Annotated in this window: 12 protein-coding genes; 4 read left to right on the plus strand and 8 right to left on the minus strand. The window is 62.7% G+C overall.

The annotated features are described in order from the left end of the window. The first annotated feature begins 5 nt into the window (after positions 1–5). Entirely contained in the window at positions 6–770 is a 765-nt protein-coding gene (locus tag ACYG9R_RS26355; protein WP_023824872.1) for a GntR family transcriptional regulator, read from the plus strand. Positions 771–974: 204 nt separating this feature from the next. Continuing rightward, the gene (gene lexA, locus ACYG9R_RS26360; protein WP_023712350.1) at positions 975–1757 is read left to right on the plus strand and encodes a transcriptional repressor LexA; all 783 of its coding nucleotides are present in this window, start codon (positions 975–977) and stop codon (positions 1755–1757) included. Here the strand turns inward: lexA and ACYG9R_RS26365 are convergent. Together ACYG9R_RS26365 and arr are read right to left on the minus strand one after the other, a co-directional pair. Continuing rightward, entirely contained in the window at positions 1751–4207 is a 2457-nt protein-coding gene (locus ACYG9R_RS26365; protein WP_023824871.1) for a ComEC/Rec2 family competence protein, read from the minus strand. The two genes, lexA and ACYG9R_RS26365, sit on opposite strands and share 7 nt — an antisense overlap. A gap of 111 nt (positions 4208–4318) precedes the next feature. After that, the gene (gene arr, locus ACYG9R_RS26370) at positions 4319–4735 is read right to left on the minus strand and encodes an NAD(+)--rifampin ADP-ribosyltransferase (RefSeq protein WP_023696562.1); all 417 of its coding nucleotides are present in this window, start codon (positions 4733–4735) and stop codon (positions 4319–4321) included. A 462-nt stretch (positions 4736–5197) separates the two neighbouring features. Between arr and gltX the strand changes: the two genes are divergently transcribed. After that, on the plus strand, positions 5198–6622 hold the full coding sequence (gene gltX, locus ACYG9R_RS26375) for a glutamate--tRNA ligase (RefSeq protein WP_023696561.1): 1425 nt from the start codon (positions 5198–5200) through the stop codon (positions 6620–6622). 181 nt (positions 6623–6803) lie between these two features. Continuing rightward, a complete protein-coding gene (gene gltA / locus ACYG9R_RS26380) occupies positions 6804–8135 on the plus strand; it encodes a citrate synthase (protein ID WP_023671037.1) in 1332 nt (443 codons plus the stop codon). Positions 8136–8264: 129 nt separating this feature from the next. Here the strand turns inward: gltA and lpxB are convergent, their stop codons facing one another. The 6 genes from lpxB to bamA form a co-directional block, all read right to left on the minus strand. Next, positions 8265–9443: a lipid-A-disaccharide synthase gene (gene lpxB, locus ACYG9R_RS26385; RefSeq protein ID WP_023824870.1), complete on the minus strand. Its 1179-nt coding sequence runs from the start codon at positions 9441–9443 to the stop codon at positions 8265–8267. After that, complete coding sequence (locus tag ACYG9R_RS26390) at positions 9433–10335, minus strand: LpxI family protein (RefSeq protein WP_023824869.1); 903 nt, start codon at positions 10333–10335, stop codon at positions 9433–9435. Before ACYG9R_RS26390 ends, lpxB begins: the two co-directional genes overlap by 11 nt. Continuing rightward, the gene (gene lpxA, locus ACYG9R_RS26395; protein ID WP_023734357.1) at positions 10322–11155 is read right to left on the minus strand and encodes an acyl-ACP--UDP-N-acetylglucosamine O-acyltransferase; all 834 of its coding nucleotides are present in this window, start codon (positions 11153–11155) and stop codon (positions 10322–10324) included. Before lpxA ends, ACYG9R_RS26390 begins: the two co-directional genes overlap by 14 nt. Positions 11156–11170: 15 nt before the next feature. Then, positions 11171–11623 (minus strand): 3-hydroxyacyl-ACP dehydratase FabZ, encoded by a 453-nt coding sequence (gene fabZ, locus ACYG9R_RS26400; RefSeq protein WP_023684696.1) that lies wholly within the window; start codon positions 11621–11623, stop codon positions 11171–11173. A gap of 1 nt (position 11624) precedes the next feature. Then, positions 11625–12683 (minus strand): UDP-3-O-(3-hydroxymyristoyl)glucosamine N-acyltransferase, encoded by a 1059-nt coding sequence (gene lpxD, locus ACYG9R_RS26405; protein WP_023700728.1) that lies wholly within the window; start codon positions 12681–12683, stop codon positions 11625–11627. 77 nt (positions 12684–12760) lie between these two features. After that, positions 12761–15142 (minus strand): outer membrane protein assembly factor BamA, encoded by a 2382-nt coding sequence (gene bamA / locus ACYG9R_RS26410; protein WP_023824868.1) that lies wholly within the window; start codon positions 15140–15142, stop codon positions 12761–12763. Positions 15143–15277: the final 135 nt, after the last annotated feature.

Below are 15277 nucleotides of genomic sequence, written 5' to 3' on the forward strand. Positions count from 1 at the left end.
TCACGATGCTGGATGACGAGCAGACCTCGAAGACGGAAGTGGCCTATCGCCTGCTCAGGCGCGATATTCTTGCGACCCGGCTGGCGCCTGCCGCGCCGTTGAAGCTGAGCACGCTGCGCAACACCTACGGCATCGGCTGGACGCCGTTGCGCGAGGCGCTGTCGCGGCTGGAGGCGGAACGGCTTGTGACCGCCATCAGCAACCGCGGGTTTGCGGTCGCTCCCGTCTCTCGGGCGGAGCTCGAGGATTTGGCGCGTGCGCGGCTGGTGGTCGAACTGCCCCTGCTGGTGGAATCGGTCGAGAAGGGCGACCGCGAGTGGGAAGACGCGGTCGTTGCCGCCCACTATCGTCTCTCACGGTGCGGGTCTGTTCTCGACGATCCATCGGATGATGCGGTCGACGCGTGGTACGAAAAACACGAGGCCTTCCATGCGGCGCTGCTCAGTGCCGCGACATCCAGCTGGCTGCTGCGCTTCAATGCAACGATTTCCGACCAATTGCATCGCCATCACCGCTTTCTGGGTTTGGCCCCGACGCTGCGCGCCGCCGCCGGCCGCACGGATGGGCACCGGAAGGCCGTGGCGGCCCTGCGCGACGCCGTGGCGATCGAACACCATACCGCCCTGATGGAAGCGGCCCTCGATCGCGACGTCGAACGTGCGAAAACTCTGATGACCGCTCACATCGGCTACACGCTGCGGGTCTATGCCCAGAGCGAACCCGGCGCGGATGCTGCGCAGCCCCGTCCGAAAAGGAAGCGGCGATCGTAGCCGACGACGCAGGCCACTTGTCTTCGTTTCACCCCGTTGCTGGCAACTGGGCGCAGGCGGCGCTCGCAGCGCCGAACGTTACGCTGAACAAAACGTCAACACATTCATTAAACTTTAAAAGGTTGCGGAACACAACTGGAACAGATAGTGTTTGTTCTGGGTTTGTTTTTTCTGATTCTGGTTTCAGAACCCTTGGGGGCCGCGATGCTGACGCGCAAACAACATGAGCTTCTGATGTTCATCCATGAACGCCTGAAGGAGAGCGGAATCCCGCCGTCCTTCGACGAGATGAAGGAAGCGCTCGACCTCGCCTCCAAGTCCGGCATCCACCGACTGATCACAGCGCTTGAGGAGCGCGGTTTCATTCGCCGGCTGCCGAACCGGGCGCGCGCGCTGGAAGTGCTGCGGCTACCCGACTCGATCGCACCAGGCCTCAACGCGGCGAGGAAGTTTTCGCCGAGCGTCATTCAGGGCAGTCTTGGTCAAGCCGGCCAAGGGCAAGGCGGCCAGGGACAAGGCGGGATGGGCCAAGGCGGTCTCGGCCGCCAGATCAGGCCGGGCTCGCCGTCGCGTTCGATGTCTGCCGGCAATGACGATGCCGTTTCCTCGATTTCAATCCCGGTGATGGGACGCATCGCCGCCGGCGTGCCGATCGACGCCATCCAGCATCAGACCCATTCGATCTCGGTGCCGCCCGACATGATCATGGGCGGTGAACACTACGCGCTCGAGGTCAAGGGCGATTCGATGATCGAGGCCGGCATTTTCGATGGCGACACGGTCATCATCCGCAATGCCGACACAGCCAGCCCCGGCGAGATCGTGGTGGCGTTGGTCGACGATGAGGAAGCGACCCTGAAACGCTTCCGCCGCAAGGGCGCCTCGATCGCCCTGGAAGCCGCCAACCCGGCCTACGAGACCCGCATTTTTGGACCGGACAGGGTGAAGGTGCAGGGCAAGCTTGTCGGATTGATCCGGCGCTACTGAGCCGGCTTGGGTTTGTACTTTTCACGCTGGTTGTAAGGCGGCAGGCCGCGCGCGTCGCGGGAGAAGCGGCGTTGCTCCTGCCAGGGGCGATACGGCTTGTCGACGGCGAACCGGATGGTTGGCGCTGCCGCTGCCGATTGCGGATCGAAGAAGACGGCGGCGCTGCCGTCGCGGGCCAGCTGTTTCTTCGTCACGACCAGGACCAGCGGGTCGCGGCACGGATTGTAGGCGGTGGCGTCATCGATGACGATCAGGCTCGCGAAGGCACAGGCCGGCCGCGCCGTCTTGCGGTCTTTCGCAAGAGCTACAATGGCTCCGGAAGGGTGTCGAGCGATACAGAGATCGCCGGTGCAATAGAAGGGCGAGCCGGGCGGCAGATCGAGCGGATCGAGATCGAACCGCGTATCTGTTGCCTCGAAAATCTCGGGCGGGACAATGGTTTCGGCCCGCAGCGCCCGTTTCCAATTGTCCGTGGTGAATTCGTTGGAGCGTTCGCGGTTGAGGGCGAGTTCGCCGCCACCGATCGGCATGGCCACCAAATGTGCGTCCTCGGATATGAGCACGTCGGGCGTAAGCACCTGCGGCACCGTCAACAGGCCGGCCAGCGCGAAAGGCACGGCCGCCAGCCTGAGCCAGGTGGTGGCCATGGTGGCGATGACGAGGGCGACTGCCACCAACAGCACCGAGCGGATGGAGATCAGCCCGACGGCGTCGACCGGCGAGCGCTCGGAAATCCAGGCCGATATAGCGATCATCGCCATCAGACCCTTGCCCATCACATAGAGGAACGGCCCGTCGGCGCCGAACGGCATCGCCAGTGCGCTGAGCACGGCAAAGGGCATGACGATCAACGAAACAATCGGCATCACGGCCAGATTGGCGATCAGGCTGAGCGGCGACACACGCTGAAAATGCCAGATGGCGAACAGCAAGGTTGCACTGCCGGCGATGATCGAGGTCATGGCGAGGCCGCCCATGGCCAGCGCGAATTTTCGCGACAGGAAGCCGACGAAGGAGCGCTTTGCCAGCGGCGTTCTCACCTTGTCGGCGCGGTAATCGGCCCAGCCGGCATAGGCGCCGACAAGGGCGGCTGTGGCGGCAAACGACATCTGGAAGCTGGGACCGACCACCTCGTGCGGCGACACCAGGATGACGGCAATGGCGGAGATCGCCAGATTGCGCATGGTGAGCGCGGCACGATCGAAGAGTACCGCGACCAGCATGACCGCTAGCATGATGAAACTGCGCTCGGCGGCGACCACGATGCCTGAAATGACGAGATAGGCGGCGATGGAGACGAGTGCTGCCACTGCTGCATATTTCTTGACTGGGCGGCGCGAAGAGAAATCGGGAAACAGCGCAAAGGCGCCACGCAGCAACGCCATGATGGTGCCGGCAACCAGCGCCATGTGCAGGCCGGAGATGGAGATGATGTGGTAGATGCCGGTGCGCCGCATCGCTTCGTTGACCTCGTCCGGGATGCCGGCGCGCACCCCGACAATCAACGCCGCGGCAATCTCGCCTTCGGCGCCGCCGATCTTGCCCCTGATATGGTCGGCAATGTTTTCGCGCGCGTTCTCGATTGCCGAGGAGAGCCGCGCGGTCAGCGGCGGCGGTCCCTGCGTAGCAATGGTTTTCGGATTGCCGAGAAAGAAGCCGCTGCCGCCGATACCGGTGAAATAGCTGTCGAAGGAGAAATCGTAGCTCTCCGGCCGCACCGGACCGGTCGGCGGCAACAGCCTGGCATAGCCGGTGATCAGGGAGCCGGCGGTCATATCGGCGGGAACGGTCCGCGCCGAGAGCCTGACCCGCTCCGGGGCGTAACGCAGCTCGGGGTAAGCGGTCGAAACCACGTCGAGCGTCAGCCTGATGCGGCCGCTTTCCATCTGTTCGAGACTGACGACGCGGCCGGTCAGCCGTGTCTGAATCTCGGAGCCGAGCATCTGCGTTCCGGCGCGCCAGGTCTCGACTTTGGCGGCGACGACGCCGAGCGCGCACAGCATCGCGGCCATGCAGAACAGATGCGTCCTCGGCCGCGATCGCGTGGCGACAGCGCAACATGTCGCCAGCACCACAATGGCGATTGGCTGCGCAAAGCCCGGCTCGCCGGCCAGCGAGAAATAAATGATGACGCCGGCCGCCAGGAAAACCGGCACCAGCAGGAAGGCGACGCCCCGGTCGAGCTCCGTGTTGGCGGCCACGGCAAGGCTGCGGCGGAGCGCGGGCCATGACGGACGGCGAAGCCGTCTGCGCAGACGGGCGATAGATCCGGGCGCTGTGACTTGCGCCGGCAACGCGTGACCGGGCAGCGCAGGCGCGACGCCGGGATGCGGCTCAGGGAGCGCGAGGGGCAGCGGCTCGGCATAGGGACTATCGGCAAACAGCGAGCGTTCGCTGACGCTTGCCTCGGCGCCTTCGCCTTCCTTCGTGCCCCGGCCACGTCCAGCCATCGGGTCTGCCCCTTGCGCCCCAGACCCCTATGCTACATGAACGCGCAAAGCGCGAAAGTCCGCGTGATCGCGTCCACCGCGCCGGAATTGACCATCACTCGCCAAGGACGCTCAATCCTCAATCATATCCCGGCCCTCCGCCCTCAGGCGAGCAAGCCCATCGTGCATTGCCTTCAATTGTTCGGGTGTATGACCCTGCCATTCAGCGAGCTCCCCCAGGATGAGTAACGGATCACGGGAGCGGTAGGATTTCGTCGGATTACCGGGAAATTTTTTATCGGTCAGGTTAGGGTCATCCATGAAAAACCCCGTCGGCTTTACGATGTAAATCCTTTGACGACCGTCACCCGTTGCAAGCTCTGCTCCCCAGATGGCGGCTTCCAGTGTCTGGGTGAAATAGATCCATGACAGTGGTTTACCTCTGAAATTGGAAGGGTGGCCGACGCTCAGCAGATCCCCGGGTTTCAAATCCGCCCGGGTGCCATGGTAGAACGGATCACCCTCCGTATGGTCGGCGTTTCTGGTCATCGGTAGTCCTTCTTTCAATCATGCTTCCTTAGTGGCGAGACCGGACTGCACACAGTTGCGGTGTTCACGATAATGATTGCAGAAAGGTCAATATGCGTGACCAAGCCAACGCTGTCACGGCGGCTTTGTAGTCGGGCAGTGCCGCCTCCGTGAAGAAATGTCCGCTCGTCAGAGGAGGCTACCACCGTCGCAGCGATGTTCCAGGCACTGTGACGGACGCTGCAGCCGAATGAAACCCAGACATTGACGCTGCTGCCAAACGAGGTTGCGCGGAGGTGCGAACAGATTTTGTGCTACAAGGCTCCGGCGCCCGTTGACGCAACCGATAATTGGCGACGTGCCCCGGCCTCATCCAGCCATCGGGTCTGCCCCTTGCGCCCCAGACCTCCTATGCTACATGAACGCGCAAAGCGCGAAAGCCCGCGCGATCACGCCCCGCTTTCCAAGGTTCCCGAGAGTTCCATGTCCGACACGGTCGTCACCCGTTTTGCCCCCTCGCCCACCGGCTATCTGCATATAGGCGGCGCGCGCACCGCACTGTTCAACTGGCTGTACGCCAAGCACACCGGCGGCACGATGGTGCTGCGCATCGAGGACACCGACCGCGAACGCTTCAACGAGGCGGCGACACAGGCCATTCTGGATGGGCTGACCTGGCTCGGCCTTTCCTGGGACGGTGAGGCCATATCGCAGTTCGAGCGCGCGCCACGCCACCGTGAGGTGGCCGAGGAGCTGGTGCGCCTGGGCAAGGCCTATTACAGCTACGAGACCCCTGCCGAGCTCGAGGCGATGCGCGAGGCCGCACGCGCCAAGGGCTTGCCGCCGCGCTACAATGGCGCGTGGCGCGATCGTGCCCCCTCGGAGGCGCCTCCCGGCGTCAAGGGCGCCATCCGCATCAAGGCGCCGACCGAGGGCGAAACCGTGGTGCACGACCGTGTGCAGGGCGAGGTGCGCTTCCCCAACAAGGACCTCGACGATTTCATCATCCTGCGCTCGGACGGCAATCCGACCTACATGCATGCCGTCGTCGTCGACGACCATGACATGGGCGTCACCCACATCATCCGTGGCGACGACCATCTGACCAACGCCGCGCGCCAGACGGTGATCTACAACGCGATGGGCTGGGACGTCCCGTCGATGTCGCATATCCCGCTGATCCACGGCGCCGACGGCGCCAAGCTGTCGAAGCGGCACGGCGCACTCGGTGTCGAGGCTTATCGCGCCATGGGCTATCTGCCCGAGGCACTGCTCAACTATCTGGCGCGGCTCGGCTGGAGCCATGGCGACGACGAGATCATGTCGATCAAGGACATGATTTCGTGGTTCGACATCGGCGATGTCAACAAGGGTGCGGCGCGTTTCGACTTCGCCAAGCTCGAGTCAATCAACGGCGCGCATATGCGCAAGATGGCCGATACCGAGCTGTTCGACATTTTCGTCGCCACTCTGCCATACCTCGAAGGCGGATCTGCTATCGCCGCCCGTCTCGACGACGCCAGGAAGGCGCAGCTGCTGGCCGCCTTGCCGGGCCTGAAAGAGCGCGCCAAGACGCTGGTGGAACTGGCCGATGGCGCGGCCTTCCTGTTCGTCGAGCGGCCGCTGCCGATCGACGAGAAGGCGGCAGCACTGCTCAGTGCCGACGCGCGCGCGATCCTGCGCGGCGCACATGCCGCTTTGCAGACTGTTTCGGGCGATTGGTCGGCTGCCGCGGCTGAAGCCGCGGTGCGCGAGTTCGCAGCGGCCGGCGGCCACAAGCTCGGCGCCGTGGCCCAACCGCTCCGGGCGGCCCTTACCGGCCGTAGCACCTCGCCCGGCGTGTTCGACGTGCTTGCCGTGCTTGGCCGCGAGGAAAGCCTGGCGCGGATTGCGGATCAAATCGATTAGGAGCGAGCTGGCCCAAAAAGATTGGCATTGAAAGGCGGGTTTCGCAGTGCAACATTAGGCCTTGGCCCAATCAGGCACGCACCTCCCAAAATGCGGTGGCGAGTTCGCGCATTCCGGTGATTTCGACGTGTCGTTTGCAGGAATTGCCTTGCCGGCATGAGGAACATGAAGGAGTTTGAGAATGAGCGAAGCTGCGACAAGACTGGAAACCGGCAGCAAGACGACGCACCCGTCGACTGCCACGCTCGAACTGGCCGGCAAGACGCATGAATTCAAGGTGCGAAGCGGGTCGGTCGGGCCCGACGTCATCGACATCGGTGCGCTCTACAACACCACCGGCGCCTTCACCTACGATCCCGGCTTCACTTCGACGGCGAGCTGCGAGTCGGCGATAACCTTCATCGACGGCGATGCCGGCATCCTGCTTCACCGCGGCTATCCCATCGACCAGCTGGCCGAGCATGGCGACTTCCTCGAAGTCTGCTACCTCCTGCTCTACGGCGAACTGCCGACCAAGGCACAGAAGGACGATTTCGACTACCGGGTGACGCGCCACACCATGGTGCACGAGCAGATGTCGCGCTTCTTCACCGGCTTCCGCCGCGACGCGCATCCGATGGCTGTGATGTGCGGCGTGGTCGGCGCGCTGTCGGCCTTCTATCACGACTCCACCGATATTTCGGACCCGTATCAGCGCATGGTCGCCTCGATGCGGCTGATTGCCAAGATGCCGACGATTGCGGCCATGGCCTACAAATACCATATCGGCCAGCCCTTCATTTACCCGAAGAACGAGCTGAACTTCGCCGCCAACTTCCTGCATATGTGCTTTGCGGTGCCGTGCGAGGAATACAAGATCAATCCGGTGCTGGCGCGCGCCATGGAGCGCATCTTCATTCTGCATGCCGACCACGAACAGAACGCCTCGACCTCGACCGTGCGGCTTGCAGGCTCGTCGGGCGCCAATCCGTTCGCCTGCATCGCCGCCGGCATCGCCTGCCTGTGGGGCCCGGCGCATGGCGGCGCCAATGAGGCGGCGCTCAACATGCTGGGCGAGATCGGCCATGTCGACCACATCCCGGAATTCATCGCCCGCGCCAAGGACAAGAACGATCCGTTCCGGCTGATGGGCTTTGGCCATCGCGTCTACAAGAACTACGATCCTCGTGCGAAAATCATGCAGAAGACGGCGCATGAAGTGCTGGGCGAACTCGGCATCAAGGACGATCCGCTGCTCGACATCGCCATGGAGCTGGAAAAGATCGCGCTGACCGATTCCTACTTCATCGAAAAGAAGCTCTATCCGAACGTCGATTTCTATTCCGGCATCACGCTGAAGGCGCTGGGCTTCCCCACCACCATGTTCACCGTGCTGTTCGCGGTCGCGCGCACCGTCGGCTGGATCGCGCAGTGGAAGGAAATGATCGAGGATCCCCACCAGAAGATCGGCCGTCCGCGCCAGCTCTACACCGGCGCGCCGGAACGCGACTACGTGCCAATTGCGAAAAGGTGAAAGAGAGTGAATGGTGAATGGTGAATGGTAAGTAGTGAATAGCAGGTAGTAAGTAGCAGCTTGATTATAGGTGAGAGCGCGTTAATCCTATTCACTATTCACTATTCACTATTCACTATCCACTATCCACTAAGCCCTATTCGCTCTCCCGATGTGGCGAAGAACGACATCGGCGGCGATGTCGCCGGAGGGTCTGTCCGTGGCCATGCGTCTGGCAACCTCGGCAAAGCCACCCTTTTGCCAGGCGCGGTAGGCGGTGTCTGAGAACAGTGCCTCGAGCTGCCGCGCCAGATAGTGCGGCCGCACATACTGGTTGTAGCTTTCCGGCACGACCGGCCGGTCGGCAATAAGGTTGGGCAAAGCAGCGCTCCACACCGTGATCAGGCTCTGCGCCATCAGCATGATCGGATCGAACTTGTAGCAAGAGATCATCGGGACACCCGACATCGCCAGTTCCAGTGACACCGTTCCAGACGCGATCAGCGCCGCATCGGCCTTGCCGAAGGCCTGCCACTTGCGCTCGGGATCGAGGATGACTTCCGGCTCCTGATCCCAGCGCGCCACCGATGTTTTGACCAGTTCGGCGACATGCGGCACCGTCGGCAGCAACAGCCGCAGCCGGTGGCCACGCGCGCGCAGCGCCGACACCGTCTCGCCGAACGGACCGATAAGCCGGCTCACCTCGCCGCGCCGCGACCCTGGCAGGACCAGCAGCGTCTTGACGTGATCGGCAGAGAGATCGCGTGGCTGGGCTTGCGCCCTGGCCGCGCCCTGCACGCCTGGATCATGCGTGAGGCGATGTCCGACGTAAGTGCCAGGCGGGCCGCCGAGACGGCTGAGCTCCTTTACCTCGAAAGGCAGGATGCACAGTATGTGGTCGACATAGGGCTTCATCGCGGCCGCCCTACCCGGCCGCCACGCCCAGACGCTCGGGCAGACATAATGGACGATCGGGATCGACGGATCGGTGGCGCGGACCTTTTTGGCGACGCGCAGCGAGAAATCGGGGCTGTCGATGGTGATCAGACAGTCGGGTTTTTCGGCGGCGACAGCACTTGCCGTCTGGCTGATCCGCCGCATCAGGCGCGGCAGGTCACGCAGGATCGCGCTGAGCCCCATCAGCGCGATCTCGGCGCCGTCGAACAGCGGCGCCAGTCCGAGCGCCTGCAGATGCCGCCCGCCAGTGCCGACGAGTTGCACCTCGCGCCCGGTCATGCGCTTCAGCGCCTGCACGATGTCGGCGCCCAGCAGGTCGCCGGATTCTTCGCCGGCGACGATGGCAATCTTCAGCGGCTTCTCAGCTGCCATGGACAGACTCCGCAGCCGGCAGGCCGAACACGAACAGGCCGAGCGCATTGGCGCGCGCGAGAACGGCGGGGCCTTCGAGGATGAGCGAACGGCCGGCTTCGACGGCAATGCCGGCGAGCCCAGCGGCATGCGCCGCCTCGACGGTCTGGGGGCCAATAGATGGCAGATCGGCACGCAATTCCTGCCCAGGCTTGGCGCATTTGACCAGGACACCGCGCGTCTTGCCGGCCAGCCTGCCATGGCCGCGCAACTGCTGCGTCCGCTCGAGCAGTCCGTGGGTGCCCTCGACGCCTTCCAGGGCAACAGTGCGGCCACCGATGGCAATTGCCGCCTGACCAATGTCGAGCGCGCCGATGGCCTTTGCCGCCGCGTGTGCCGCCTCGATATCGCGCCAGTCGGACTTTCGCGGCACTGCTTTGGTCAGCGGCCCTTCGGCCGCGACGAGCCGGGGCACGACTTCATGCGCACCGACAACCTTGACGCCCCGTGCCTCCAGGCCGCGGGTCAATATCTTCAACAGCCCGTCATCGCCGCGGGCAAGCGCCATGGCGAGCGAGGGTATAAGTGCCAGTAGCCCAAGGTTCGGACGCATGTCGACCAACCGCGGCCTGCGCCTGATCTCGCCGGCAAGCACAAGATGGGTGATCCGCCGGCGCCTCAGCAACGCAACCAGCGAGCCGATGTCTTCCAGCGCAAGGCTTTCATGCTCATAGATTGTGAGGTCGGACTGACGGTCGGCCTGACCTTCGACCAGGATGATGACGGGCGGATGTCCGGCCTCCGCCAGGCCGGCGGCAACTTCGACCGGCAAGCTACCGCCGCCGGCAATGATGCCGACCCTGGCGTCCGGCGCAAGATCGAGGCCCGTTGAAGTGGCCTCAGCCTTCGTCATCGGCATCGTCGCCGTCGCCACCCTTAAGCGACGGGACGGCAAAATGCCGCTTGCCGCGACTGGTGATGAAATCGATGATTTTCATGGCCGTCGGCGACGACGCAAACTCGGCCTTGGCGAATTCGATGTTCTCGCCGACAGTGCGGGAGCGGTCGAAGATGGTCTTGTAAGCCTTGCGCAGCAGGTAGATTTCGGCGCGCGGCAACCCGGCGCGCTTCAGGCCGATGATGTTGAGTCCACGCAGGCTGGCGCGATTGCCCACCGCAATGGCGTAGGGAATGACATCGCCGACAAAAGCCGAGCAGCCGCCGAGAAAGGCGTTGTCACCAACACGCACGAACTGATGAACGGCGCTGAGGCCGCCAATATAAACGCTGTCACCAACCTCGCAATGGCCGCCCAGGGTCGCGCCATTGGCGAAGGTGGCGTTTTTACCGACGACGCAATCATGGGCAATGTGGGCATAGGCAAGGAAATTGCCGTTGTCGCCGACGGTCGTCTCGCCGCGGCTGGAATCGGTGCCGAGATGCATGGTCACGCCTTCGCGGATCGTGCAGTTCTGGCCAATGACCAAAGTGGTGCGGCCGCCCTTGTGTTTGGTGTTCTGCGGCGGTCCGCCCAGTGTCGCCATTGGATAGACCTTGGTCGCGGCGCCAATGGTTGTCGCGCCCAGCACCGAGACATGGCTGACCAGTTCGACGCGGTCACCGATCACGGCGTCAGCGCCGACGTAGCAGAAAGGTCCTATGGAGGCGCCTTCGCCGATCTGCGCGCCGGCCTCGATGACGGCCGAGGGGTGGATTGAAGTCTGTATTTTCATGAGCATTTCGAACCGTCAGCCGGTAACCATCATTGCCGAGATCTCGGCTTCGGCGGCCTTTGTGCCCTCCACCATGGCCTCGCAGGCGAATTTGAGCAGGTTGCCGCGCATCTTGATTTTCTTGACGTGGATTTTCAACTGGTCGCCCGGGACGACCGGTTTGCGGAATTTCGCATTATCGATGGTCAGGAAATAGACCAGCGACGGCTTTTCCGTGTTGAGGTTACGGATGCAGATCGCGCCGGCCGTCTGCGCCATAGCCTCGACGATGAGCACGCCCGGCATCACCGGCTGATCCGGGAAATGGCCCTGGAAATGCGGCTCATTGATGGTCACGTTCTTGATGCCGATGGCAGAATCATTGCCGTCGATTTCGATGATGCGATCGATCATCAGGAAGGGATAGCGATGCGGCAAAAGCTTCATCAACCCCAATATATCGACCGCTTCGAGCGTCGCCGGCACCATCTCAGCTACTTCCCCCCTCGCCCTGCTTGCGCGTCCTGGCGAGCTTCCTCAGCATGGCGATCTCGCGCATGGCTTCCGCCATCGGCTGCGCCGGATAGCCTCCCCAGATCTCGCCCGCCGGCACGTTGCTCATGAACCCGCTCCTTGCAGCAAGCTTGGCCCCTGATCCTATGGTCAAATGATCGGCAAGGCCAACGCCGCCGCCCATGGTGACACCGTCGCCGACGGTGACGGAGCCGGAAATACCAGAGAGCCCGGCAATAATGCAATTGCGGCCGATGCGAACGTTATGGGCGATCTGCACCAGATTGTCGATCTTGGTGCCCTGACCGATGACCGTATCCGACATGGCGCCGCGATCGACGGTCGTGTTCGAGCCGATTTCGACATCGTCCTGAATGATGACGCGGCCGACCTGCGGCACACGCTCGGGCCCTTTGGCGCCGCCGACAAAGCCGAAGCCGTCCTGGCCTATCCTGGCGCCGCCATGAATGATGACGCGGTTGCCGATCAGCGCATATTGAACACTGACACCCGGCCCGATGTAGCCGTCACGGCCGATCTGGCAGGAGGGGCCGATAACGGCGTGGGGGGCAATGACCGTTCCGCTGCCGATGGAAGCACGCGGGCCGACGACGGCTCCGGCTTCGATGATCGCGCCTGCCTCGATATGCGCCGTGGCATCGACATGAGCTTGCGGCGAGACCCCGGTTTCGCTGGTCATCGGTCCCGGCGTAGCCGCCGTCGGGAACAGCAGCCGGCCGATCATGGCGAAGGCCTGCTGCGGGCGCGGATGCACCAGAACCGCAATGCCGGCCGGCGCCTTGCCGGCGAACTCGGCGGGACAAAACACGGCCGCCGCCTTCAGCGACTGCATCAGCGCGAAATTGCGCTTGCCGTCGACGAAGACGAGCGCACCCTCGCCGCCTTCGTTCGCTGGCGCCAACGCATCGATCGATATGTGGGCAAGGTCGGAATCGACGAGCGACGCGCCGGTCAGATTCGCGACTTCGCCGGCCGTATACCGGCGTGATGGCGCGAAGAACACCGGATCGGTCATTCCAGAAGCAATATCCAGCTAGGTCGGATCAATTCTCTTCCGGACCCCAACGGCCCGGAAGCATCGTTACCGCAAGATCAGAAGCGGCTCGACATGCCGAAGTTGAATTCCTGCACGTCGTCGGTCTTTTCCTTCTTGACGGGCATCGCGTAGTCAATGCGGATCGGGCCGAAGGGCGATGACCACAACAAGCCGACACCAACCGAGGCGCGCAACTTCATATCGACCGAGGCCTGATCGACGCCGGCGGTGTCGATCTTGCTGCCGTACAGTGTGGCGGCATCAGCAAACACAGCGCCGCGCACACCAAAGCTTTCCGGAATGACCGGTATCGGAAATTGAGCTTCCGCCGACGCATTGAAATAGGTGGTGCCGCCGAGGTGATCACCACCAGAACCCGGCGTAATATCGGCAGGGCCGATGCCGCCATACTCGAAGCCGCGGATCATGCGGTCGCTGCTCTGGAACTGATCGAAGATACGCAGGCCGTCACCGCCGAAGCCCTGAATATGGCCAGCGCCGCCTGAGATCAGGCCAACCAGATCCAGCTGTTCGGACAGCGTCTGGTAGACAGTGCCACGACCGGTAACCTTGACGAATTTGGCATCGCCACCAAGGCCGGCCACTTCCACGGTCGTGGTGGCGTAGATGCCTTCATGCGGGCTCTTCATGTCGTCGATGGTGTTGTAGACCAGTCCCAGGCTGACCGACGACTTGATCCACGGGCTATCATTGATGCCCTCGACGATGGCTTTAGAAATGTGGCAGTCAGCGTCCGGAATCTCATCGTGGGGAGTATCATCGCAACCGTCGTCGAGCTTGTACTTCTCCTGGGCGATATTGTACGCCAACTGCGTCGAGATGTTGTCGGTGATCGGCAGGCCGAAGCGCACCGTCGCACCCAGCGTCTCGCTGTCATAGTGGTCGTAGTTGCGGGTCTGCTGGAAGATATCGAAGCCGGCGGCGATACGGCGCCCCAGGAAATAGGGTTCGGTGAAGGACAGGCTGTAGTCCCGCGAATTCTTGCCGCCACCCGCCGAAACCTTGATGTACTGGCCGCGACCGAGGAAGTTGCGCTCCGCGACCGAACCTTCGACGGACGGACCGGCAGTGTCGCCACCTGTCGAATAACCTGCGCCAACCGAGAACTCGCCGGTCGATTTCTCGACCACGTCGACCACGAGCACGACCTGGTCTGGCTCAGAACCCGGGACAGTCGAAACGTCGACTTTCTCAAAGTAATCTAGCTTTTCCAGCCGCTTCTTCGCGCGCTGGATGAGTACCTGGTTGAAGGCGTCGCCTTCGCTGACATCGAACTCACGACGAATGACATAGTCGCGTGTGCGGTCGTTGCCGCGGATTTCGATGCGCTCGATATAGGCCTTGGTGCCCTGGTCGATCGTATACACGACCGAAATGGTGTGGTTCTCGAAGTTGCGATCGCCGCGCGGCGTCACCTGGGCGAAGGCATAGCCCGAACCCGCGACCTTTTCGGTCAGCGCGATGATGGTGTCCTCGACATTCTTGGCATTGTAGACGTCGCCCTTGTGGGTCTGAACCACCGATTCCAGCGCCTTCGAGTCGACTTCGGGAATGGTGCTCTCGACGCTGACGTCGCCGAACGTATAGCGGTCGCCTTCCTGGACGGTGATGGTAACGGTGTACTGGTTGGTCGTGTCGTCGAGCTCGCCGACGGCTGAGACCACCTGGAAGTCGGCATAGCCGTGATTGTAATAGAAGCGGCGCAGCGATTCCTGGTCGGCGCGGAGCTTGTCCTCGTCATAGACGTCGTCACGCAGCACGAAGGACAAGAAGCTCGAGCGCTTGGTTGCGATGACGTCGGACAGGCGGCGGCTCGAATAGGCGCTGTTGCCGACGAAATTGACAGCGGCGATCTTGGTGCGGCCGCCTTCGTTGATGTTGAAGACCACGTTCACGCGGTTGTCGCCGAGATCCATGATCTGCGTCGTGACAGCGGCGTCATCCCGGCCAATTCGCCTGTAGGCAGCCCTTACCGCCTCGACATCGGAGTCCAGCGTTGCCTGCGAGAACGTCCCGCGCGGCTTCAACTGCACGGCGACTGCCAGCGCGTTGTCCTTGAGCTTCTTGTTGCCCTGGAACAGAACCTGGTTGACGACCTGGTATTCGGCAACCTTGACTACCAGCGTCGAACCGACCTGATTGATCTGCACGTCCGAGAACAGCCCGGTGCCGAACAGCGCCTTGACCGCATCGTCGATATCGGCGCTGGAAAACGCCTTGCCCGGCTTGATCGTGATGTAGTTGCGGATGGTGTCGGCGTCGACACGCTGGTTGCCGCTGACCTCGACTCTCGAGACAACGGCTGCCTGCGCCGCAGATGTGGCAACGAACTGCACGGCGAGCGCACCTGGTACAACCAGAGCGGCGGACATAGCCACCGCGGACGCGGCGCTCAAAAATTTGGATGCTGCCTTCATCGGGCTTTTGTACCTTTTCTCGAAGTCCCCACGGCGAGAAAACCGGACGTGCGGTAATTTCTCCTACCGTATTAACCGGATTTTCCCTACACGCAAGGCTTCTGGTTAATTTGTAATTACTTAACCCTGATGCGT

It is taken from the genome of Mesorhizobium sp. RSR565B (assembly GCF_054719465.1).

Coding starts and splice junctions, on each gene's coding strand:
- arr (WP_023696562.1), bottom strand. CDS start 4,735: ATGACCAGAAACGCCGACCATACGGAGGGTGATCCGTTCTACCATGGC.
- lpxB (WP_023824870.1), bottom strand. CDS start 9,443: ATGGCAGCTGAGAAGCCGCTGAAGATTGCCATCGTCGCCGGCGAAGAA.
- gltA (WP_023671037.1), top strand. CDS start 6,804: ATGAGCGAAGCTGCGACAAGACTGGAAACCGGCAGCAAGACGACGCAC.
- lpxA (WP_023734357.1), bottom strand. CDS start 11,155: ATGAAAATACAGACTTCAATCCACCCCTCGGCCGTCATCGAGGCCGGC.
- fabZ (WP_023684696.1), bottom strand. CDS start 11,623: ATGGTGCCGGCGACGCTCGAAGCGGTCGATATATTGGGGTTGATGAAG.
- ACYG9R_RS26355 (WP_023824872.1), top strand. CDS start 6: ATGCTGGATGACGAGCAGACCTCGAAGACGGAAGTGGCCTATCGCCTG.
- bamA (WP_023824868.1), bottom strand. CDS start 15,142: ATGAAGGCAGCATCCAAATTTTTGAGCGCCGCGTCCGCGGTGGCTATG.
- ACYG9R_RS26365 (WP_023824871.1), bottom strand. CDS start 4,207: ATGGCTGGACGTGGCCGGGGCACGAAGGAAGGCGAAGGCGCCGAGGCA.
- lexA (WP_023712350.1), top strand. CDS start 975: ATGCTGACGCGCAAACAACATGAGCTTCTGATGTTCATCCATGAACGC.
- lpxD (WP_023700728.1), bottom strand. CDS start 12,683: ATGACCGATCCGGTGTTCTTCGCGCCATCACGCCGGTATACGGCCGGC.
- ACYG9R_RS26390 (WP_023824869.1), bottom strand. CDS start 10,335: ATGACGAAGGCTGAGGCCACTTCAACGGGCCTCGATCTTGCGCCGGAC.
- gltX (WP_023696561.1), top strand. CDS start 5,198: ATGTCCGACACGGTCGTCACCCGTTTTGCCCCCTCGCCCACCGGCTAT.